Here is a 19,447-nt window from a genome sequence, read left to right on the forward strand (position 1 = left end):
GGCGCGTATTGTAGCGGCTAACTCTCGTCCGGGGTACGGTAGCGACCGATTCTATATGGATAACGAGGACTCCCCATGCAGGACAGGAGATGGTGGCTGACCGCGGTGCTCTCCGGCGCCCTGGTGGTGATCGCCGGCGCCTTCGCCGCCCACGCCCTGGAGGGGCAGCTGACCCCACGACTGTCGGCGGCCTTCGAGACCGGGGTGCGCTACCAGGCGTGGCATACCCTGGCACTGCTGGCGGTGCTTGCCTGGCGCAGCAGCGCTCGCCTGCCCGGACAACGGCTGGCCATGGGGCTATGGGCGGCCGGCATCGCGCTCTTCTCCGGCTCGCTCTACGCCATGGCACTCAGCGGTGTGACACGGCTGGGGATCATCACGCCGATCGGGGGCACCCTGATGATCGGTGGTTGGCTGGCATTGGCGGCCGCGATTCTGCGCGCACCGCCCCGTGGCTGAGGCCCATCAGTCACGATCCGGCAGGGCATAGGTGGCGGTGACCAGGGCCACCGGCTCCTCCTGGCCGGCGGAGAAGAGCTGAACCTCGCCCACCGCCAGGCGACGACCCAGCTTGAGGAGGCGAGCGGTGGCGATGATATCGCGATCGCCCCGTGGGCGGCGCAGGAAGCGACAATGCAGATCGCTGGTCACCGCCATGGGCTCGGGGCCGATCTCGGCGAGGATCGCCACATAGAGGCAGACGTCGGCCAGGCCCATCAGGGTAGGGCCGGAGACGCTGGCACCGGGACGCAGATGCTCGTCATCGATGGCCAGGCTCATGGTGGCCTTCATATGATCGACGGCCTCGATGGTGCCGATTCGCTGGGGAAAAACCTCGTCGAGGAAGTCTTCGATGGCGGCAGCTGTCATCACGGGCATGGTGGGGCCTCCCTGCGGTAGCGAGTGACGATGGTGAGTGCATCAGGCACCACCTTAGCCGACTGGCCGCGACGCCGACAGTGCCACCCCCTACACTCATCAACGAAAGCGCCCCCGCGGCATGATGACCGCGGGGGCGCTCGATCGAAACCTCGACCGAAGACGCCAAGGTCCCGATTGCTTACTTCGCCTTGTCCACGGCGCGCCAGTGGTGCAGCAGCGGCTCGGTGTAGCCGGAGGGCTGTACGCGGCCCTTGAAGACCAGATCGCTGGCGGCCTGGAAGGCGCTGGAGCCCTCGAAGTCCGCGCTCATCGGCGTGTAGTCCGGGTCACCGGCATTCTGCTCGTCGACCACCTTGGCCATGCGCTTTAGGGTCTCCTCAACGCGGGCGGCGTCGACCACACCATGGTGCAGCCAGTTGGCGATGTGCTGGCTGGAGATGCGCAGCGTGGCACGGTCCTCCATCAAGCCCACATCGTGGATGTCCGGCACCTTGGAGCAGCCCACACCGTGCTCGACCCAGCGCACCACGTAACCGAGGATGCCCTGGCAGTTGTTGTCGAGCTCCTGCTGCAGCTCCTCATCGCTCCAGTCGGTGTTTTCGGCGACCGGCACGGTGAGCAGATCATCGAGACAGTCGGCCTCGCCCTGCGCTTCCATCTCGCGCTGAATCGCGCTGACGTCCACCTGGTGGTAGTGCAGGGCGTGCAGTGCCGCAGCGGTGGGCGACGGTACCCAGGCGGTGTTGGCACCCGCCTTGGGGTGACCGATCTTCTGTTCGAGCATGGCGGCCATCAGGTCAGGCATCGCCCACATGCCCTTGCCGATCTGGGCACGGCCACGCAGGCCACAGGCCAGACCCACCTGAACGTTGTTCTTCTCGTAGGCCTGGATCCAGGCGGCGCCCTTCATGTCACCCTTGCGGATCATCGGGCCCGCTTCCATGGCGGTGTGCATCTCGTCGCCGGTGCGGTCGAGGAAGCCGGTATTGATGAACACGACACGGGAGGACGCCTCGGCAATACAGGCCTTGAGGTTGACCGATGTGCGGCGCTCCTCGTCCATGATGCCCATCTTGAGGGTATCGCGCTCCATGCCCAGCAGGTCCTCGATACGGCCGAACAGCTCGTTGGAGAACGCCACTTCCCTGGGGCCATGCATCTTGGGCTTGACGATATAGACCGAGCCCTCACGCGAGTTGCGCAGGTCGCCCTCGCCCTTCTTGAGATCGTGCAGGGCCGCCAGGCTGGTGACGATGCCATCGAGGATGCCTTCAGGCAGCTCGTTGCCTTCGGCGTCGAGTACCGCGGGGGTCGTCATCAGATGGCCGACGTTACGCACGAACATCAGCGAGCGACCCGGCAGGGTGATGCTGTCACCGTCGGTATTCTGCCAGGTGCGGTCGGCATTGAGGCGACGGGTAAAGGTCTTGCCGCCCTTCTCCATCTCCTGCTGCAGATCGCCCTTCATCAGGCCCAGCCAGCTGGAGTAGACGCTGACCTTGTCCTCGGCATCCACGGCCGCCACGGAGTCTTCACAGTCCATGATCGCGGTCAGGGCAGCCTCGACCATCACGTCCTTGACGCCGGCCGGGTCGGTCTTGCCGATCGGGTGGGTCGGGTCGATCTGGATCTCCAGATGCAGGCCGTGATTGCTCAGCAGGATCGCCTCGGGGCTCTCCGCCGGGCCGTTGAAGCCCACCAGCTTGCCGGCGTCCTTGAGCCCGGTCTCGCGGCCTCCCTCCAGGGTGACCACCAGATGGCCATCACGCAGGGCATACCGAGTGGCGTCGCGATGAGAGCCGGTCGCCAGCGGCGCGGCACGGTCGAGCACACCTCGGGCGTAGGCGATGACCTTCTCGCCGCGCTTGGGGTTGAAGCTGCTTCCCTTCTCGGCACCATCGTCCTCGGAGATGGCGTCGGTGCCATAGAGGGCGTCGTAGAGGCTGCCCCAGCGAGCGTTGGCGGCGTTCAGCGCGTAACGCGGATTGTCGACCGGCACCACCAGCTGAGGGCCTGCCTGGACGGCGACTTCGCGGTCGACGTTGGCAGTACTCACCTCAACCTGAGCCGGAGATGCCACCAGGTAGCCGATCTCCTCGAGGAAGCCGCGATAGGCAGCCATATCACGCACCGGGCCCGGGTTCTCACGGTGCCAGACGTCCAGTTTCTCCTGAAGACGGTCGCGCTCGGCGAGCAGTTCTCGGTTCTTCGGGGTCAGATCATGAAAGAGGGCGTCGACGCCGGCCCAGAAGGCCTCGGCATCGATGCCCGTGCCCGGAAGCGCCTGCTCGTTGATAAAGCGGTCCAGTTCGGCGGCCACCTGGAGACGGTGGCGTGTGACACGCTGGGTCATGGTGAATCTCCTCACACGGGGCAGACGGCGGGTGCACACCGCGCTGCCATCAACAGGGTTGGGTGACTGCGTAGCTACCAGTTTGTGGAAAATACTTCCACATGTAAAGCGAAGAGAGCCTCCTCCCCGGCGAGACTCGACCAAAAGATAATGCTGCAAGACCGACCCATCCGGCACGCATGGTGACACCTCGCGCTTGGCGCTAGCATGGTGGAACACCGTGGAGAATCTGATGAGTGACTTTACCCCCCTGCAGGCGCTAGGCCCATTTCGCAAGGTCGACCCCTCGGCCGAGCTGCCTGGTGGCGATCATCTGGAGCGTTATCTGGGCCACTACGGTCTGGCACCGCTGCTCGCCAGACACGTGGGGTTGCACCTGGGCTTCCTGGACGCCGATGGCTTCCGCCTGTGGGCCTCGCTATGGAGCCCCGCCGAGCCCATCGGCACGGTCTTCGTGGTTCACGGCTACTTCGACCACCTGGGACTCTATCGTCACCTGCTGGAGAGACTGCTCGATCGAGGCTGGCGGGTGGTGCTTTGGGATCTGCCCGGCCACGGACTCTCCAGTGGCCGGCGCGCCTCCATCGAGGACTTCGACGACTATGGTGCCTGCCTGCGCGCCCTCCAGGACCATCTGCAGCGTGAAGGGCTGGCGCCCCACCCCTGGCTGGGCATCGGCCAGAGCACCGGGGCGGCAATACTCGCCACCGACGCCCTGACCCGCGGCACGGACAGCCACTGGGCCGGTCTGGCCCTGCTGGCCCCCCTGGTGCGGCCCTGGGGCTGGCGGCAGTCGAGCTGGCTTCACCTGCTGGTGGGACCCTTCGTGCGCTCCATCCCGCGCAAGTTCCGCGACAACTCCACCGATGCCGAATTCGCGACCTTCCTTCGCGAGCAGGATCCGCTGCAGGCCGATCGCCTGGCGGTGGACTGGGTCAGCGCCATGCGTCGCTGGATGCCTCGCCTGCTGGCACTGCCCCCCACCCCGGTGCCGACCCTGATCCTGCAGGGAGAGCAGGACCTGACCGTGGACTGGGTATGGAACCTGGAGGTACTCAAGGAGAAATTCCCCAATGCCGAGGTCCATCTACACCCCGAGGCACGCCACCACCTGGTCAATGAGGCGGAGCCCATCCGCCAGGCGCTCTTCGACAATCTGGATCGTTTCATCGACGCCCTGGCCCCCAGCCCCGCAGCGGAGAACACGCCACCATGACCCCCCCCTCACGCCTGACCCTGCTGGCACTGCTGGCGCTGCTCACCGGCTGCGCCGGCGCCCCGGAGCGACCCGACAGCACCATTCGTCAGGCGCTGTTCAACCTTGGCGAGCGCGCCGCGACGCGGGTAATGGCCGCGCCGGAACTCCCTCGCCCTCCGAGCGACCAGGTGCTGCTGCTCTCCCCCTCCGAAGTCGACGACAGCCTCGGCATCGAGGACGAACGCTTCCAGGAGAGCCTGGTTCGCGCCCTGCTGGCGGTCAGCGACGGTCCTCAGGTGCTCGACTGGGGCGATGGCCTGAGCGAGGGCGGTGATAATCAGTGGCAGCTCGAGAGCCACCTCGAGGCGGACGGCCCACGCCTCACCCTCTCCGACCGGGAGCTTCTGCCCTACCGCCTGAAGCTGACACTGCGCCGCCCCGGCGAGGAAGCGGCTCGCTGGCAAGCCAGCCTCCAGGGGGCCCTGGACGCCACGGCGCTATAACTCACCCCTTCAGCAATCGGTCGAGCTGGCGATACCCCACCGCCTCGATCAGCTGCTCACGCTCCGGCGCTGACGCCCCCGCCAGGTCGGCCAGGGTCAGGGCCACCCGCAACACACGATGGTAGGCCCGCGCCGAGAGCCGTAGCCGTTCCAGCACCTCGGCCAGCCAGGCGCGATCGGCCGCCGAGAGGCCACAGGCCGCCTCCAGTTCACGCCCGGCCAGATGAGCATTGAGCGCACCCCGCGCCAGCTGGCATTCGCGCGCGGCCAGCACCCGCCGGCGGACCGTCGCGGAGTCCTCGCCGGCCTGGTTGGCGGTCAACTGCTCCGGCGGCAGCGCCGGCACCTCCACCTGTAGGTCGATACGATCGAGCAGTGGACCCGAGAGGCGCGACTGGTAGCGCTGGATCTGTGCCGCCGTGCAGTGACAGGCCTGGCGCGGATCGCCCAGGTGACCACAGGGGCAGGGATTCATCGCCGCCACCAGCTGGAAGCGCGCCGGATAGCGGCGCTCGTGGCTGGCCCGAGCGATATGGATACGCCCCGACTCCATGGGTTCGCGCATCACCTCCAGCACATGACGCGGAAACTCCGGTAGCTCATCGAGGAACAGCACGCCGTGGTGGGCCAGGGAGATCTCGCCGGGGCGCGGCCTCGTACCGCCGCCCACCAGCGCCACGGCGCTGGCGGTATGATGCGGCGAGCGGAAGGGCCGACGGCCCCACTCGGCGCGCAGAGGCAGCCCGCTGACCGAGCGTACCGCCGCCACCTCCAGCGCCTCCTCGTCGGTCAGCGGCGGCAGGATGCCCGGCAGGCGACTGGCCAGCATGGTCTTGCCGGTGCCGGGCGGGCCGGCGAAGAGCAGGTTGTGGCCGCCGGCGGCGGCCACCTCCAGGGCGCGGCGGGCCTGAAACTGTCCGCGTACCTCGGCCAGGTCGGGCAGCGGCCGTGTCGCCTCGGGCGGGCGCATCAAGCGATGGGGCGTGATCGGAGTCTGGCCCAGCAGGTGGGCCACCACCTCGAGCAGATGATCGGCGGGCAGTACCTCAAGCTCACCGGCCAGCGCCGCCTCATCGGCATTGGCCCATGGCACGATCAGCCTCCGCCCCGCACGACGCGCCGCCAGGGCCAGCGGCAACACCCCCTCCACACGGCGAAGTGCACCGTCCAGCGCCAGCTCGCCGACGCTCTCGGTGTTCTCCAGACAGGCGGGAGGCAGCTGTCCCGAGGCGAGCAGCAGCCCCAGGGCGATGGGCAGATCGAAGCGACCACCCTCCTTGGGCAGGTCGGCGGGAGCCAGGTTGAGGGTGATACGCCGCAGCGGGTATTCGAAACCGGCATTGACCAGGGCGCTGCGCACCCGCTCCCGGCTCTCCTTCACCGCCGTCTCCGGCAGGCCGACCAGCGTCATGCTGGGCAGGCCGTTGGAGAGGTGCACTTCCACCTGCACCTCGGGTGCCTCAAGACCGAGGCCGGCCCGGGTGTGCACGATCGCCAGCGTCATGGGCGCTCCCTCGCGAATGGAATGCCTTCAGGCTAGCCTAGCCAGCGAGGGCCAGCGAGGGAACGCGCGTCTCAGCGTCCCGCTTCGCCGGCGCCTTCTTCAGGAGGGGTCGACGCCTTGTCCGTAGCAGTGGGCTGGGGCTTGTCGGCGGAGCCGGCATCACGGGAGACGGTATCACCGCCGGCCTGGGCCTCCACCAGTGCCTCCAGGGCCGCCACCTGCTGCTCCAGCGACTCGACCCTGGCTCGGGTGCGCTGCAGCACGTCCATCAGGATATCGAAGTCCTCGCGTGAGACCAGCTCCAGGCGGTCGAAGGCGCCCCTCACCACCTGCTGGACACCTTTCTGCACCTCTTCGGGCGCCTGGGAAGCCCCCTGAAGACGCTCGCCAATCTGCTGGGCCAGCCGGCCGATTCTGTCGTGGGTCACCATGGTGATTCTCCTGATTGGGAATGATGGCCTACAGGATACGCGTGGCACCTCCGGGACGCATGCCCTCTTGCAGGGCATATGGCATGAGCCTCGGCACCATCACAGAGCATGGGCCTGTTAGACGGCCTGACAAGGAGCCGCTCTTGGCCGAGAGCGGTTACGCAACATGCTGATATTGGATGGACTTTCTGTTCGCTGGCATGCCATGCGCATGGTGCTGATCAGCCACCCCATCGGGTCGCCTCTCATCGCCAACGAGGAGACAGGCCATGAAGCTGATCAGCGCGATCATCAAGCCCTTCAAGCTGGACGACGTCCGCGAAGCACTCGCCGACAACGGCGTGCAGGGCATCACCGTTACCGAGGTCAAGGGCTTCGGACGCCAGAAGGGGCATACCGAGCTCTATCGCGGCGCCGAGTATGTTGTCGACTTCCTGCCCAAGGTGAAGCTCGAGATCGCCGTGGAAGACGAGCGTCTGGAGGACGTGCTCGACGCCATCTGTACCGCCGCCGGCAGCGGCAAGATCGGCGACGGCAAGGTGTTCGTCACCGCCCTCGAGGAGGTGATCCGCATCCGCACCGGCGAACGCGGCACCGATGCCGTCTGATCGCCGCGACCCACCTGAAGTCGCCTGCCACTTACCTGCCTGGAGGCGCCTGCGGCTTAACTGTCTGGAGAAAGCCCCATGAGTGACCTGATCGAACTGAGCTATGCGCTCGATACCTTCTACTTCCTGATCTGCGGCGTGCTGGTGATGTGGATGGCCGCCGGTTTCGCCATGCTCGAGGCGGGTCTTGTGCGCGCCAAGAACACCGCCGAGATCCTTACCAAGAACATCGCCCTGTTTGCCATCGCCTGCACCCTGTATCTGCTGGTGGGCTATCACATCATGTACGCAAGCCCCGATGGCGGCATTCTTCCCAGCATCGGTGGACTGCTGGGCAGTGAGAACGGCGTGGATGCCGTGCTGACCGGCGGCGATGACGCCCCCTACTACGCCATGCGCGCCGACTATTTCTTCCAGGTGGTATTCGTGGCCACCGCCATGTCGATCGTCTCCGGCGCCGTGGCCGAGCGCATGAAGCTATGGGCCTTCCTGGCCTTCGCCGTGGTGATGACCGGCCTGATCTATCCGGTCTCGGGCTACTGGACCTGGGGCGGTGGCTGGCTCTCCGCCGCCGGCTTCTCCGACTACGCCGGCTCCGGCATCGTGCATATGGCCGGTGCGGCGGCGGCCCTGGCCGGTGTTCTGGTGCTCGGCCCGCGCAAAGGCAAGTACGGCAAGGACGGCAGCGTCTACGCCATTCCCGGCGCCAACCTGCCGCTGGCCACCCTGGGTACCTTCATCCTGTGGATGGGCTGGTTCGGCTTCAACGGTGGCTCGGAGCTGAAGATCTCCGACGTGGCCTCCGCCAACAACGTCGCCCAGGTGCTGGTCAACACCAACGCCGCCGCTGCCGGCGGGGTCATCGCCGCCCTGATCGTGGCCAAGCTATGGTTCCGCAAGGCCGACCTGACCATGACCCTCAATGGTGCCCTGGCCGGCCTGGTGGCCATCACCGCCGAACCGCTGGCTCCCACCGCACCGGGCGCCGCCCTGATCGGCGCCGTGGGTGGGGCCATCGTGATCGCCGCCATCGTGGCCCTCGACAAGCTGAAGATAGATGACCCGGTCGGTGCCATCTCGGTGCATGGGGTGGTCGGCATCTGGGGCCTGCTGGCGGTGCCGCTCAGCAATGGCGGGGCCAGCATCGGCGCCCAGCTGCTCGGCATCGTCGGGATCTTCGCCTGGGTCTTCCTGACCAGCCTGGGGGTCTGGAGCCTCCTCAAGGCGCTGATCGGCATCCGGGTCAGCGAGGAGGAGGAGTATGCGGGTGTCGACCTGGCCGAATGCGGCATGGAGGCCTACCCCGAGTTCAGCGTGGCCAAGCAGTGAAGGCCATGCACCGAAGTGAGCAGGCGTGCTCCACTTGCCCCCGAATGGGGGCTTTTTTTCTTCCCCGCCGGCGGCGTGTATCCTAGAAGCAACCCGCCTATCGACGGCGGCACGTCCGCCCAGGAACCGACGAGGAACCAATCATGAAACTGGTGACCGCCATCATCAAACCCTTCAAGCTCGACGACGTCAGGGAGTCCCTCTCGGAGATCGGCGTACAGGGCATCACCGTCACCGAGGTGAAGGGCTTCGGCCGTCAGAAGGGTCATACCGAACTCTACCGTGGCGCCGAGTACGTGGTGGACTTCCTGCCCAAGGTCAAGCTCGAGGTCGCCGTGGATGACGAGATGGCCGAGAAGGTGATCGACGCCATCACCAGCGTGGCGAATACCGGCAAGATCGGTGACGGCAAGATCTTCGTGACACCGCTGGAGCAGGTGATCCGGATCCGCACCGGCGAAACCGGCAAAGACGCCGTCTAAGGCCATCACCAGCGTGGCGCTTATATCTTCAGCAAGCTCGGTGACGGCAAGATCTTCGTGACACCGCTGGAGCAGGTGATCCGGATCCGCACCTGCGAAACCGGCAAGGACGCGGTCTAGGCTCGAAGCTCGAAGCCAGACTTAACGACACCGCCCCCGTGGCAAGAGCCACGGGGGCGGCTTTTCTTCCAGCTTCCAGGCGCGAAGCGCCGCTCTTCCAGCTTTCGGCTTACTTCTCGACAAACGCCCGCTCGATCACGTAGTCACCGGGCTCTCCCATGCGTGGCGAGATCTTGAAGCCCAGCTCGTCGAGCAGCTCGCTGGTGCTCTCCAGCATAGAGGGGCTGCCGCAGATCATGGCGCGATCTTGCTTGGGATCCAGTGCCGGCAGGCCGGTGTCCTCGGCGAGCTTGCCACTGCGGATATGATCGGTCAGCCGGCCCATGGTATGGAAGGTTTCACGGGTCACCGTCGGATAGTAGACAAGCTTTTCGCTGATCTCCTCGCCCAGATATTCATGGGCCGGCAGCTCCTGCTGGATAAAGTCGGCATAGGCCAGCTCGCTGACGTTGCGCACGCCATGCACCAGCACCACCTTCTCGAAGCGTTCATAGACCTCGGGGTCCTGAATCAGACTCATGAACGGAGCCAGGCCAGTGCCGGTGGAGAGCAGGTAGAGATTGCGCCCGGGCAGCAGGTCATCGGTGACCAGGGTGCCGGTGGGCTTGCGGCTCACCATGATCTGGTCGCCCACGGCGAGGTGCTGGAGTCGTGAGGTCAGGGGGCCATCGGGCACCTTGATGCTGAAGAACTCGAGGTGATCCTCATAATTGGGGCTGGCGATCGAGTAGGCGCGCATAAGAGGTTTGCCGCTCACTTCCAGCCCGATCATCACAAACTGACCATTCTTGAAACGCAGGCTGCGCTCGCGAGTGGTGCGAAAGCTGAACAGGGTATCGTTCCAGTGATGGACGCTGAGAACCTCTTCGAGGGCAAACTTGCTCATACCGGCACCTTTCATATTCCAAAAAAGAATAGATATTGGATAAAGATTTGGTTTGAATTCTAAGGCAGGAGGCGTTATCTGTTAAATGGATTGTATAAATAACCTTTATTGACAGCATTGATATAGGTCATCGGAGCTTGTCCATGCGTTTTACCCTTCGCCAGCTGGAGGTTTTCGTCGCGGTGGCCCAGCACGAGAGCGTGTCCCGAGCGGCTCGTGCCCTGGCGCTCTCCCAGTCTGCCGCCAGCAGCGCCCTCGCCGAGCTGGAAAAGCAATTCGACTGCCAGTTGCTGGATCGCCACGGTAAGCGCCTGCGCCTCAACGCCCTGGGCTTTCAGCTGCTGCCCAAGGCGGTAGCGCTGCTGGATCGCGCCGAGGAGGTCGAGGAGCTGCTCCATGGTCAGCAGGGCATTGGTGTGCTCGATGTGGGTGCCACCCTGACCATCGGCAACTACCTGGCCACCCTGCTGATCAGCGACTTCATGCAGCGCCATCCCGGTAGTCGGGTCCGCCTGGCGGTGCGCAACACCCGCACCATCGTCGATAGCGTGCGCCACCATCGGTTGGACCTGGGCTTGATCGAGGGCCAGTGCGAGGAGGAGGACGTGATCTCCCAACCCTGGGTGGAGGATGAACTGGTGGTGTTCTGTTCGCCCCGTCATCCCCTCGCAACGGCCGGAGAGGTGGAACTGGGGCGACTACTGCACGAGGCCTGGATCATGCGCGAAGAGGGGTCGGGGACGCGTCTGACCCTGGAGCAGGCGGCCCGTCATCGGCGCAGTCGCTTCAATGTGCTGCTGGAACTTGAGCACACCGAGGGGATCAAGCGCGCGGTGGAGTCAGGCCTGGGCATCGGCTGTGTCTCCCGGCTCGCGCTACGTGATGCCTTCCGGCGCGGCAGCCTGGTGCCCATCGCCACGCCGGAGCTGGACCTTAGCCGTCAGTTCACCTTCATCTGGCACCGCCACAAGTATCTCGACTCCGGCATGCGTGAGTTTCTCAAGCTATGCCGACAGATGACCGAGGGCGCCACCCGCAGCGACCAGATTGACCTGCCGAAGGTGCCCTGAACGCTGCATTTCAACAACATCGGGCCCGGCAGTGCCGGGCCCGATGAATACACCCGAGGATCAGTCGAGTGATCAGCGCATATCGCTGACCGCTTCTTGAATCTCTTCGAGACCCGCCTTGGTAAAATCCTTGGTCAGGGAGTGAATCACCAACTTCGCGGTGGGAGCGTCGAGCTTGTCACGTAATTGACCGAGAAAGCGGGCCGGGGCCACCAGAATCAGCTTCTCCAGGCTGTTGTCGACGCGTGCCCGATAGAGCCGTTCGGCAACCTGCTTGGCGAACACCTGCTCTTCATGGGTACGCGCCGTGCTCTCGCCACCGGAAGAGCGCGAACTGGTTGACGTCGACTCATGTACGTCGGAACCGCGATCCGTGACCAGGTCACCCTCATGCAGCCGATTCGCCGCATGCACCAGGCTCTCCTGCTCGACCAGCTTGAGCGCGTCACGAGTGAAGATCCGTGCCCGCGCCGCATCCGCCACCACGATATAAGTTGTCATAGTCACTCCTTGATACCGGTGGAACGACGGCCGGCGCCACGCCGACCGCTATGGTTCAACAATGGCAAGCGCCTTGACGCGGGTCAACCCGCACCGACGGTAAATGGCGACAACTGCAGCGGTGTCTGTTCTGGGGTAGCATTTCCACTGACCGGCAGGGATGCCGGCACACCTATCGCCACGATGTGGCCCGGGAGGCCCCGATGCGTCAGCTACTGTTCCCCCGCCGCCCGTTATCCCGCGGCACCCTGCTCGCCTGTCATCTGCTGCTGCAGGGCGGCCTCGCCCTCGGTGCAGGGCTGTGGCTCGCCCCCCGCACCCCTTGGCTGGCCGCCACGACCTGGCAGGAAGGCTGGCCCGTCCTGGCAATGGGCGCCGGCCTGTGGCTGCTGGCCGCCATGCTGCTGCGCCTGGTGGCCGAGCTCTCGCTGCTGCCCCACCATCTGGCCGGCCAGCTCCGCGCCGGTCCGGTCATCACCCGCTCCTGGGAGCGCCGTCCGGCGGTGCATGACCCTCAGTCCGCCTGGACCAGCGAGGCGCGTCCACTGACCGCCACGGACGATGCGGTGGGCAGCCCCCGGGTAACCCGACCCGCCGAGCCGCTACGCTCCCGCAGCGGCCGCAAGCCCACGCCGGACTCCGTTGACGCCCCTTATGACGAGCCCCCGGGTGGAGCAACGCGCCGCTGATCCTTCGATCCGTCATGCTTGGCCGACATCCCGTCACCCTCTCTTCACTCTGGTCGTGCGGCACACAACAGCCGGCGCAAGCCGGCCAACAGTAGCACGGCCGTTGCGGCACCGAGGCCGTTGGCCAGGATATCGGCCCAGTCGCCGCCGCTACGCCCCGGTACCAGAAGCTGGGCGAACTCGATAATGCCTCCGAAGCCGACGACGAGCAGCAGGGTAACTGGCAGGCGCACGCCGGCCAGGCCGAGCAGCCCCGCCAGACCCGCATATCCGATGAAGTGATTGAGCTTGTCCCAGGGCAACTGCCTTGGCATCTCGTTGCCCGGTGTCAGACTACCGATGACGATAATCAGCGCCGCCACAACGGCCAGCGCCGCCCATAGGCGGCGCCGGTCGTGCAGTCGTCTCAGGCCAGCAAGCCCTGCCCATTCAGCCATGGGAGATATTGCGGTGATAGGCCGGGCTCAGGTCGTGCAACGCCTCCATGAAGGCGGTGACGTTATCAGGGTTGGTGAACTGACTGATACCGTGCCCCAGGTTGAAGACATGCCCAGGCCCTTCCCCGTAGCTTTCAAGGATGCGGCCGACTTCGGCACGAATCGCCGACGGGCGAGCGAACAGCACGTTGGGGTCGAGATTGCCCTGCAGGGCCACCTTGTCGCCCACCCGAGCGCGGGCACTGGAGAGTTCGGTGCTCCAGTCCAGACCCACCGCATCGGAACCGGCCTGAACGATCTCCTCGAGCCAGTGGCCGCCGTTCTTGGTAAACAGGATCACCGGTACCCGACGCCCCTCATGCTCACGGATCAGTCCGGCGACGATCTGCTCCATGTAGCGCAGCGAGAACTCCAGATAGGCCGGCGTAGTGAGGACACCCCCCCAGGTATCGAAGATCTGCACCGCCTGTGCACCCGCGCGGATCTGAGCGTTGAGGTAGTCGGTCACGGCCGTGGCCAGGGTGTCGAGCAGATCATGCATCACGCTGGGCGTGTCATAGAGCATGGTCTTGACGTGGCGGAAGTCCTTGCTGGAGCTGCCTTCGACCATATAGGTCGCCAGCGTCCAGGGACTGCCGGAGAAGCCGATCAGCGGTACCCGCCCGTTCAGCTCGCGACGGATGGTGGAGACCGCCCGCATCACGTAGTCGAGATCGCGCTCGGCGTCGGGCGCGCTGAGCGCCGCCACCTCTTCGGCGGTGCGTATCGGCTTGCGGAACTTGGGCCCCTCGCCCGTCTCGAAGTAGAGCCCCAGCCCCATGGCATCGGGAATCGTGAGAATGTCCGAGAAGAGGATCGCGGCATCCAGCGGGAAGCGCTCCAGCGGCTGCAGGGTGACCTCACAGGCCAGGTCCTGATTGCGACACAGATCCATGAAGCTGCCGGCGTCGGCGCGGGCGGCGCGATACTCCGGCAGATAGCGACCTGCCTGACGCATCATCCAGACCGGAGTGCGGTCCACCGGCTGACGCGCCAGGGCGCGCAGAAAGCGATCGTTCTTGAGTTCCATGCAGAAGGTCATCCACGATGAAATGTATTCTGCATTGTACCCGATCCCTGCGCCCCGGTCGTGAGCCTCGCTCGCCTTCCTGATAGAATGGCGTCCTACTCCAGCGGCGCCGCCCGCGGCCTGATAACGAGGTAACCCGTGACGATTCGCTTTATCGCCGCCTCCCGGCTGCCCACCCCCTGGGCGACCTTCACCATGCACGGTTTCGAAGACGAGGCCACCGGCAAGGATCATATCGCCCTGACCCTGGGCGACGTGGCCGATGGCCAGCCGGTGCTGGGTCGGGTGCACTCAGAGTGTCTGACCGGCGATGCGCTCTTCTCGATGCGCTGCGACTGCGGCTACCAGCTGCAGGAGGCACTCAAGCGCATCGCCGAGGAGGGCCGCGGGGTGCTGTTCTATCTGCGCCAGGAGGGGCGCGGCATCGGGCTGCTCAACAAGATTCGCGCCTACCACCTCCAGGACCAGGGCGCCGATACCGTGGAGGCCAACGAGCGACTGGGGTTTGCCGCCGACCTGCGCCGCTATGACCTCTGCGTGCCGATGCTCGAGCATCTGGGCATCGCGGCCCTGCGCCTGATGACCAACAACCCGCGCAAGGTAGACGCCCTGAGCCAGGCCGGCATCAACGTCGCGGAGCGGGTGCCGCTGACCACCGGCCTCAACCCCCACAACGAGCACTACCTCTCCACCAAGGCCGGCAAGCTGGGGCACATGATGGTGCTGGGCGACTTTACCCCGGTAGAGGAGACCAGTAACAAGCAGAAACCATGACACTACTCCATCCTCGAAGTTACTATAAGTGCCTTGAGGATGTGGAGGACTAAGTCATTATTAATTCACTTCTGCGAGTTTAGCTTTATACAACCCAGAAAAAATGAAAATGCCGTTATCTTCTTCGAAAAGGGGCGTTGAGCCAAATGGATAAAGCGCAGACGCTCGAAATAGGTTTGGTGCTATATCCTGGAGTGCAACAAGCAGCTGTGTTAGGCCTGACCGACCTCTTTTGTGTCGCTAGCCGTATGGCATCATCGCGTCTTCAGAGCCCCGCTCCCCCATTACTGGTCACACATTGGCAACAAAGTGCTGCAGATACTCCACCCGTGTGCATTTTTAATAGCGCCCCAGGCGCGCCCTCCGTGTTATCAGCGTTAATCCTACCACCCACCCTGAACGAGCCACACAAAGAGGATAAAGCGTCGGCTCTTTCGAAGTGGCTTCACCAACGGCATGCAGACGGAGCCGTACTGGGGTCCGTGTGCGCCGGAGCCTTCCCGCTAGCCGCAACAGGTATAATGGCCGGCCGCAGAATGACAACCCACTGGACTTATGCCGATTTACTTCAGCTTCGCCACACCAATATACATGTAGACGCCGACCAGTTACTTATTGATGACGGGGACGTCATTACTGCTGGTGGCCTTATGGCTTGGACAGACTTAGGATTAAAGCTGGTGGATCGCTTACTGGGTCCAACTGTAATGGTCGAGATGTCGCGTATGTTAGTTGTAGACCCTCCCGGTCGGGAGCAGCGCTACTATAGCGCCTTTTCGCCTCGTTTGACCCATGGAGATAGTGCGATACTCAAAGTGCAACACTGGCTACAGGCAACCCAAGCCAAGAGCGTGGTATTACCCTCCTTGGCAGCACGGGCAGGCTTGGAAGAGCGCACCTTCATGCGCCGCTTCCGAAAGGCCACAGGCATGACAACGACAGAGTACTGCCAACAACTACGCATAGGCCAAGCCCGTGAGTTATTACAATTCGAAAAAACAACTATTGAAAAAATAGCATGGCAAGTCGGTTATAACGATACTGGTGCCTTCCGTAAGATCTTTACACGCATTGTAGGCCTGTCACCTAGTGCGTATCGGCAACGCTTTTTCACAAAAATTCAGAGCGAATAATAAAAACCAGGTCTATTCCACTTCAGTTTGGCAACAACTGATGGCGTCATTGACACCAAAAATGTCGTTTCCGCCACTTCCCCTCATGCCACACATAGGCAAACATAACATCTCCCAATCCATCGATGGAGTTGCACCTTGAAAAATCTTGGTTTGATCATCATTGACCTGCAGAAAGAGTATCTTCCAACTGGTAAGCTACCCCTGAATAACATCGAGACTGTAGCAGACAACGCAGCCAAGGTTCTTTTCGATGCTAGAGATAAAAACATCCCCATTATTCACATTCGACATGAATTCGCCAATGGTGAAGCGCCGGCATTTGTACCAGGCACAGAGGGCGTAGAAATACAACCTAATCTTCTTCCAGCCGATAATGAGACAGTCATCGTCAAAAACCACATCAACGCATTTCGCGGTACAGACCTCAAGCAGCAGCTCGATGCTCACGGTGTTGAAGAACTAGTCATTGTGGGTGCTATGAGTCACATGTGTATCGATGCCTGCGTGCGCGCTGCAGTTGATATGGGTTACCCAGTCACAGTGCTACACGACGCTTGCACTACGCTGGACCTAGATTTCAACGGCGTGACTGTACCTGCGGCGCAGGTGCAAGCGGCAACGATGGCGGCATTTGAGTTCGGCTATGGCACCGTGACTTCAACGGAATCATACTTGGGTACGAAATAGTTAGCTCTGACATCCTCCATCTTAAACCCGATTATCTGCAAGCCCTCTTAATTTTTCATAGCAATATAACATGATGAAAGCAGGGGGCTTTCAACTCCTAAGAAAGTCAAGTTAGCGCAACCATTAGCCCAACAATAATAAATAAAGCACCAAAAAATCTGGGGATATAAAACCTCTCCCCTAGCCAAAAAACACCTATAACAAGTCCAAATATAATACTAACTTGCCGTAGAGCAACAACCAAGCTAACATTTTCAGTAAAGCTCATTGCCACTAATACAAGCCCATAAGTAGTTGACATCATGATTCCAGCTATTGAAGCAACTCCTTTTATTGACCAGGCTGTTTCAAATTGTTGGTATTGACGAGTGCAAATCATCCATAAGGCAATCGGAACTGACATGGCCCAATACTGCAATGCCAGATAGTAAATGGCAGAATATTCATTCGAAACATACAGTCCCATAGCATGAGTTAAAACATTCAAAGCTTCTTTATCGAGAACTGAATATCCTGCTGTGCCAAGTGCTGCAATACTAGCCCAAAGGATCCCTGGCTGTAAATAGTCTCTAAACCTTAACTCCTTTAAACTGGTCACAGGAAGAAAAATACAGCCAATAAATAATACAAAAAAACCTATCCACTGGTTACTGCTGACAGAATACCCCATAAGAAATATCGCAGCTCCAACTAGTAAAACTGGAAAGCCACGCGCCAGAGGATAGACAATACCCACATCTGCATTTTTATAAGCGTACACAAGCCCCGTTAAGTACACCATTTGGCACAGCCCACTAACAACCAAAATCCACCAAAACTGGATGGAAATCTCTTCTACAGGGAACCTTGTGCCAAACCATACTATATAAGGTGTAAGCAACACTGAAGCAGCTGTGGTTGCAGAGAGTAGAAAAGCAGTACCAGATGCTTGATAAAACTTTCCTACAGCGTTCCACCCAGCATGAAGTGCAGCGGAAATAACAACAATAATAATTGCAGTTAAAGACATCTTACACCTCTTGAAAAAGAGAGCTCTCATTAAAAATCTAAAGACAAACCAAAAAAATAAAAAAGGGGCTGCAAGCCCCTGTTCTAATAAATAGTTTTTTAACTTTTATCCGACTTACCTGCTGCCGCGGCGAGTTTTGATAATCGTATATCATAGAATTTTGGCTTTCTCTCTACATCTTCCGCGTATTCTTTACGCCTAATTGCATTTCGGACCATCAATGATCCAAAATAACGGAAAGGTTCTGGCGGAAAGTAACCCAAAGGTCCTCTAGCAAGTGGTGATTTCACCCAATCATTATCCAAACCTAAAACTAAAGACGATAGGATTTGACCGCCCATATGGCATGGTCCAACTCCATTTCCAGAATAACCAAATCCATAAAAAATATTACTGCTATTATTTAGCTTTCCAAAGAATGGCAACCCAGTTACTGAACGATCTGAAGCACCATTCCAAGACGCTTCAATCTCTACCCCACTCAGCTCAGGGAAAAAGCTTACAAGACTTTTATGGAGATAATTTCTATAGGGAGAGGGCTTATCGAAAACTGGAGAAACCTTTCCTCCATAAGAAAAAGTATTACCCCCCTTTCCTAGCATAATCCTCCCATCTGGTGTTCTGTGATAGTAGTGAACAAATGTTCTTGAATCCAGGACGCTCACCCCACTTGTTAATCCAATTTTTTCCAGAACTTCTGGACAGGACTCAGTAATAATCATGTCACTAGAGACAATAGCGATCGTACGCTCGAAGCGAGGAAATGAACGCGCCATCCACGCGTTGATGCCCAAAACTATTTTTTCAGCCCTTACATTTCCACTAGGCGTTACAACCGTTGCTGGCACACCCTCTTCCAGCTTCAACATGGGAGTGCTTTCAAATATTTTGACACCTAACTCAATGGCAACTTTTCGCATCCCCCGAACAAGCTTTCCTGGCTGTACAGTCGCGGCAACAGGTGAGTACCATGCTTCTATATTTTTATCCGACCCAGACATCTTTTTAACATCGGAAAGCGAAAGTTTGCGAAATGAGTTTACCCCCTGGCTCTCAAGGGCAGAAATTACACTGTCATTGGCTCCTAGCTGAGATGAATTAGTTGCCGTATAAAGAGTCCCGTCCAGCAAAAAATCAGCATCAATTTCATATTTTTCACAAAACTTACCTATTGAATAAATACTTTCCTCTGACTCTTTTACAAGCCGTACAGCCTCTTCTTCTCCAAATAGCTTTTCAAGAGTAAAGTATTTTGCTGACCATGTGAGTGCACAGCCACCATTTCGCCCACTAGCACCAGCACCACAAACATCGGCTTCAACAACCACCACATCAACATCTGGCGACTGTTCTTTAATCATTATGGCCGTCCATAGGCCAGTGTATCCCCCGCCAACGATACATACGTCGGCCTCAATATCATTCTCTAACGGAGGGCATTCTAAAATCTCTTCTTCATCTAGAGCTTTCTTTATCCAATATGGTCGCATTTAAGCTCCCTCCGCATAACTTATCATCAAGAAATTAAACCTTGAAAGGCCAGATTAAACACAAGGAAAATGATATTAAAATATGCGATGATAACCGAAGTTTTTCATTAAACTTTTATTCAATTACCATCGCTTTTATATAGAACATTAAGCCTTAGAAGAAGCCCAGCGGATTGATGTCATAGCTGACCAACAGGTTCTTGGTCTGCTGATAATGCTCGAGAGCCACCTTGTGGGTCTCGCGACCGACACCGGACTTCTTGTAGCCGCCGAAGGCCGCATGCGCCGG

The 19,447-nt window shown here is 60.6% G+C and carries 22 protein-coding genes; 11 read left to right on the forward strand and 11 right to left on the reverse strand.

What is annotated here, in order from left to right; all coding sequences use genetic code 11:
* Positions 1-75 precede the first annotated feature (75 nt).
* A complete protein-coding gene (locus tag E0702_RS04495) occupies positions 76-459 on the forward strand; it encodes a DUF423 domain-containing protein (RefSeq protein WP_132041770.1) in 384 nt (127 codons plus the stop codon).
* 6 nt (positions 460-465) lie between these two features.
* On the opposite strand, the gene E0702_RS04500 is transcribed toward E0702_RS04495, so the two are convergent.
* Together E0702_RS04500 and E0702_RS04505 are read right to left on the reverse strand one after the other, a co-directional pair.
* Complete coding sequence (locus E0702_RS04500) at positions 466-879, reverse strand: PaaI family thioesterase (protein WP_132041771.1); 414 nt, start codon at positions 877-879, stop codon at positions 466-468.
* 181 nt (positions 880-1,060) lie between these two features.
* Positions 1,061-3,235: a malate synthase G gene (locus E0702_RS04505; protein ID WP_132041772.1), complete on the reverse strand. Its 2,175-nt coding sequence runs from the start codon at positions 3,233-3,235 to the stop codon at positions 1,061-1,063.
* A 232-nt stretch (positions 3,236-3,467) separates the two neighbouring features.
* On the opposite strand from E0702_RS04505, the gene E0702_RS04510 reads away from it, so the two are divergent.
* Positions 3,468-4,451, forward strand: a complete 984-nt coding sequence (locus E0702_RS04510; RefSeq protein ID WP_132041773.1) for an alpha/beta hydrolase — start codon at positions 3,468-3,470, stop codon at positions 4,449-4,451.
* On the forward strand, positions 4,448-4,936 hold the full coding sequence (locus E0702_RS04515; RefSeq protein ID WP_132041774.1) for a hypothetical protein: 489 nt from the start codon (positions 4,448-4,450) through the stop codon (positions 4,934-4,936). Before E0702_RS04510 ends, E0702_RS04515 begins: the two co-directional genes overlap by 4 nt.
* Position 4,937: 1 nt before the next feature.
* On the opposite strand, the gene E0702_RS04520 is transcribed toward E0702_RS04515, so the two are convergent.
* On the reverse strand, positions 4,938-6,440 hold the full coding sequence (locus tag E0702_RS04520; RefSeq protein ID WP_132041775.1) for a YifB family Mg chelatase-like AAA ATPase: 1,503 nt from the start codon (positions 6,438-6,440) through the stop codon (positions 4,938-4,940).
* A 71-nt stretch (positions 6,441-6,511) separates the two neighbouring features.
* Positions 6,512-6,871: an accessory factor UbiK family protein gene (locus E0702_RS04525; protein WP_132041776.1), complete on the reverse strand. Its 360-nt coding sequence runs from the start codon at positions 6,869-6,871 to the stop codon at positions 6,512-6,514.
* Between the two features lie 269 nt (positions 6,872-7,140).
* On the opposite strand from E0702_RS04525, the gene E0702_RS04530 reads away from it, so the two are divergent.
* The 3 genes from E0702_RS04530 to glnK all read left to right on the forward strand — a co-directional run bounded on the left by E0702_RS04530 (position 7,141) and on the right by glnK (position 9,290).
* A complete protein-coding gene (locus E0702_RS04530) occupies positions 7,141-7,479 on the forward strand; it encodes a P-II family nitrogen regulator (protein WP_132041777.1) in 339 nt (112 codons plus the stop codon).
* A 78-nt stretch (positions 7,480-7,557) separates the two neighbouring features.
* Complete coding sequence (locus E0702_RS04535) at positions 7,558-8,808, forward strand: ammonium transporter (RefSeq protein ID WP_132041778.1); 1,251 nt, start codon at positions 7,558-7,560, stop codon at positions 8,806-8,808.
* A gap of 143 nt (positions 8,809-8,951) precedes the next feature.
* Positions 8,952-9,290, forward strand: a complete 339-nt coding sequence (gene glnK / locus E0702_RS04540) for a P-II family nitrogen regulator (protein WP_023004277.1) — start codon at positions 8,952-8,954, stop codon at positions 9,288-9,290.
* Positions 9,291-9,519: 229 nt separating this feature from the next.
* Here the strand turns inward: glnK and E0702_RS04550 are convergent, their stop codons facing one another.
* Entirely contained in the window at positions 9,520-10,296 is a 777-nt protein-coding gene (locus tag E0702_RS04550) for a ferredoxin--NADP reductase (RefSeq protein WP_132041779.1), read from the reverse strand.
* 143 nt (positions 10,297-10,439) lie between these two features.
* On the opposite strand from E0702_RS04550, the gene E0702_RS04555 reads away from it, so the two are divergent.
* Positions 10,440-11,366: a LysR family transcriptional regulator gene (locus E0702_RS04555; protein WP_132041780.1), complete on the forward strand. Its 927-nt coding sequence runs from the start codon at positions 10,440-10,442 to the stop codon at positions 11,364-11,366.
* 72 nt (positions 11,367-11,438) lie between these two features.
* Here the strand turns inward: E0702_RS04555 and E0702_RS04560 are convergent, their stop codons facing one another.
* Positions 11,439-11,867: a host attachment protein gene (locus E0702_RS04560; protein WP_132041781.1), complete on the reverse strand. Its 429-nt coding sequence runs from the start codon at positions 11,865-11,867 to the stop codon at positions 11,439-11,441.
* Between the two features lie 203 nt (positions 11,868-12,070).
* Here E0702_RS04560 and E0702_RS04565 point away from each other — a divergent pair, with 203 nt between their 5' ends.
* Entirely contained in the window at positions 12,071-12,556 is a 486-nt protein-coding gene (locus E0702_RS04565; protein WP_132041782.1) for a hypothetical protein, read from the forward strand.
* A gap of 44 nt (positions 12,557-12,600) precedes the next feature.
* Here E0702_RS04565 and E0702_RS04570 read toward each other — a convergent pair whose 3' ends face one another.
* Positions 12,601-12,993, reverse strand: coding sequence for a VanZ family protein (locus E0702_RS04570; RefSeq protein WP_132041783.1), 393 nt, complete (start codon positions 12,991-12,993; stop codon positions 12,601-12,603).
* Complete coding sequence (gene hemE / locus E0702_RS04575; RefSeq protein WP_132041784.1) at positions 12,986-14,062, reverse strand: uroporphyrinogen decarboxylase; 1,077 nt, start codon at positions 14,060-14,062, stop codon at positions 12,986-12,988. The genes E0702_RS04570 and hemE overlap by 8 nt, the downstream gene beginning before the upstream one ends.
* 138 nt (positions 14,063-14,200) lie before the next feature.
* On the opposite strand from hemE, the gene ribA reads away from it, so the two are divergent.
* The 3 genes from ribA to E0702_RS04590 all read left to right on the forward strand — a co-directional run bounded on the left by ribA (position 14,201) and on the right by E0702_RS04590 (position 16,659).
* On the forward strand, positions 14,201-14,836 hold the full coding sequence (ribA, locus tag E0702_RS04580) for a GTP cyclohydrolase II (RefSeq protein ID WP_132041785.1): 636 nt from the start codon (positions 14,201-14,203) through the stop codon (positions 14,834-14,836).
* A 248-nt stretch (positions 14,837-15,084) separates the two neighbouring features.
* On the forward strand, positions 15,085-15,969 hold the full coding sequence (locus tag E0702_RS04585) for a GlxA family transcriptional regulator (protein ID WP_240721669.1): 885 nt from the start codon (positions 15,085-15,087) through the stop codon (positions 15,967-15,969).
* A gap of 138 nt (positions 15,970-16,107) precedes the next feature.
* A complete protein-coding gene (locus tag E0702_RS04590) occupies positions 16,108-16,659 on the forward strand; it encodes a cysteine hydrolase family protein (protein ID WP_132041787.1) in 552 nt (183 codons plus the stop codon).
* A gap of 106 nt (positions 16,660-16,765) precedes the next feature.
* Here the strand turns inward: E0702_RS04590 and E0702_RS04595 are convergent, their stop codons facing one another.
* The 3 genes from E0702_RS04595 to E0702_RS04605 all read right to left on the reverse strand — a co-directional run.
* The gene (locus E0702_RS04595) at positions 16,766-17,668 is read right to left on the reverse strand and encodes an EamA family transporter (protein ID WP_132041788.1); all 903 of its coding nucleotides are present in this window, start codon (positions 17,666-17,668) and stop codon (positions 16,766-16,768) included.
* 98 nt (positions 17,669-17,766) lie between these two features.
* Positions 17,767-19,158: an FAD-dependent oxidoreductase gene (locus E0702_RS04600; protein WP_132041789.1), complete on the reverse strand. Its 1,392-nt coding sequence runs from the start codon at positions 19,156-19,158 to the stop codon at positions 17,767-17,769.
* A 154-nt stretch (positions 19,159-19,312) separates the two neighbouring features.
* On the reverse strand, positions 19,313-19,447 hold a 135-nt coding region (locus E0702_RS04605), incomplete at its 5' end, for an aldehyde dehydrogenase family protein (protein WP_132041790.1).

The organism is Halomonas marinisediminis, from assembly GCF_004347715.1.
Lineage (GTDB): Bacteria > Pseudomonadota > Gammaproteobacteria > Pseudomonadales > Halomonadaceae > Halomonas > Halomonas icarae.

Coding starts and splice junctions, on each gene's coding strand:
- E0702_RS04495 (WP_132041770.1), top strand. CDS start 76: ATGCAGGACAGGAGATGGTGGCTGACCGCGGTGCTCTCCGGCGCCCTG.
- E0702_RS04500 (WP_132041771.1), bottom strand. CDS start 879: ATGCCCGTGATGACAGCTGCCGCCATCGAAGACTTCCTCGACGAGGTT.
- E0702_RS04505 (WP_132041772.1), bottom strand. CDS start 3,235: ATGACCCAGCGTGTCACACGCCACCGTCTCCAGGTGGCCGCCGAACTG.
- E0702_RS04510 (WP_132041773.1), top strand. CDS start 3,468: ATGAGTGACTTTACCCCCCTGCAGGCGCTAGGCCCATTTCGCAAGGTC.
- E0702_RS04515 (WP_132041774.1), top strand. CDS start 4,448: ATGACCCCCCCCTCACGCCTGACCCTGCTGGCACTGCTGGCGCTGCTC.
- E0702_RS04520 (WP_132041775.1), bottom strand. CDS start 6,440: ATGACGCTGGCGATCGTGCACACCCGGGCCGGCCTCGGTCTTGAGGCA.
- E0702_RS04525 (WP_132041776.1), bottom strand. CDS start 6,871: ATGGTGACCCACGACAGAATCGGCCGGCTGGCCCAGCAGATTGGCGAG.
- E0702_RS04530 (WP_132041777.1), top strand. CDS start 7,141: ATGAAGCTGATCAGCGCGATCATCAAGCCCTTCAAGCTGGACGACGTC.
- E0702_RS04535 (WP_132041778.1), top strand. CDS start 7,558: ATGAGTGACCTGATCGAACTGAGCTATGCGCTCGATACCTTCTACTTC.
- glnK (WP_023004277.1), top strand. CDS start 8,952: ATGAAACTGGTGACCGCCATCATCAAACCCTTCAAGCTCGACGACGTC.
- E0702_RS04550 (WP_132041779.1), bottom strand. CDS start 10,296: ATGAGCAAGTTTGCCCTCGAAGAGGTTCTCAGCGTCCATCACTGGAAC.
- E0702_RS04555 (WP_132041780.1), top strand. CDS start 10,440: ATGCGTTTTACCCTTCGCCAGCTGGAGGTTTTCGTCGCGGTGGCCCAG.
- E0702_RS04560 (WP_132041781.1), bottom strand. CDS start 11,867: ATGACAACTTATATCGTGGTGGCGGATGCGGCGCGGGCACGGATCTTC.
- E0702_RS04565 (WP_132041782.1), top strand. CDS start 12,071: ATGCGTCAGCTACTGTTCCCCCGCCGCCCGTTATCCCGCGGCACCCTG.
- E0702_RS04570 (WP_132041783.1), bottom strand. CDS start 12,993: ATGGCTGAATGGGCAGGGCTTGCTGGCCTGAGACGACTGCACGACCGG.
- hemE (WP_132041784.1), bottom strand. CDS start 14,062: ATGGAACTCAAGAACGATCGCTTTCTGCGCGCCCTGGCGCGTCAGCCG.
- E0702_RS04585 (WP_240721669.1), top strand. CDS start 15,085: ATGGCATCATCGCGTCTTCAGAGCCCCGCTCCCCCATTACTGGTCACA.
- E0702_RS04595 (WP_132041788.1), bottom strand. CDS start 17,668: ATGTCTTTAACTGCAATTATTATTGTTGTTATTTCCGCTGCACTTCAT.
- E0702_RS04600 (WP_132041789.1), bottom strand. CDS start 19,158: ATGCGACCATATTGGATAAAGAAAGCTCTAGATGAAGAAGAGATTTTA.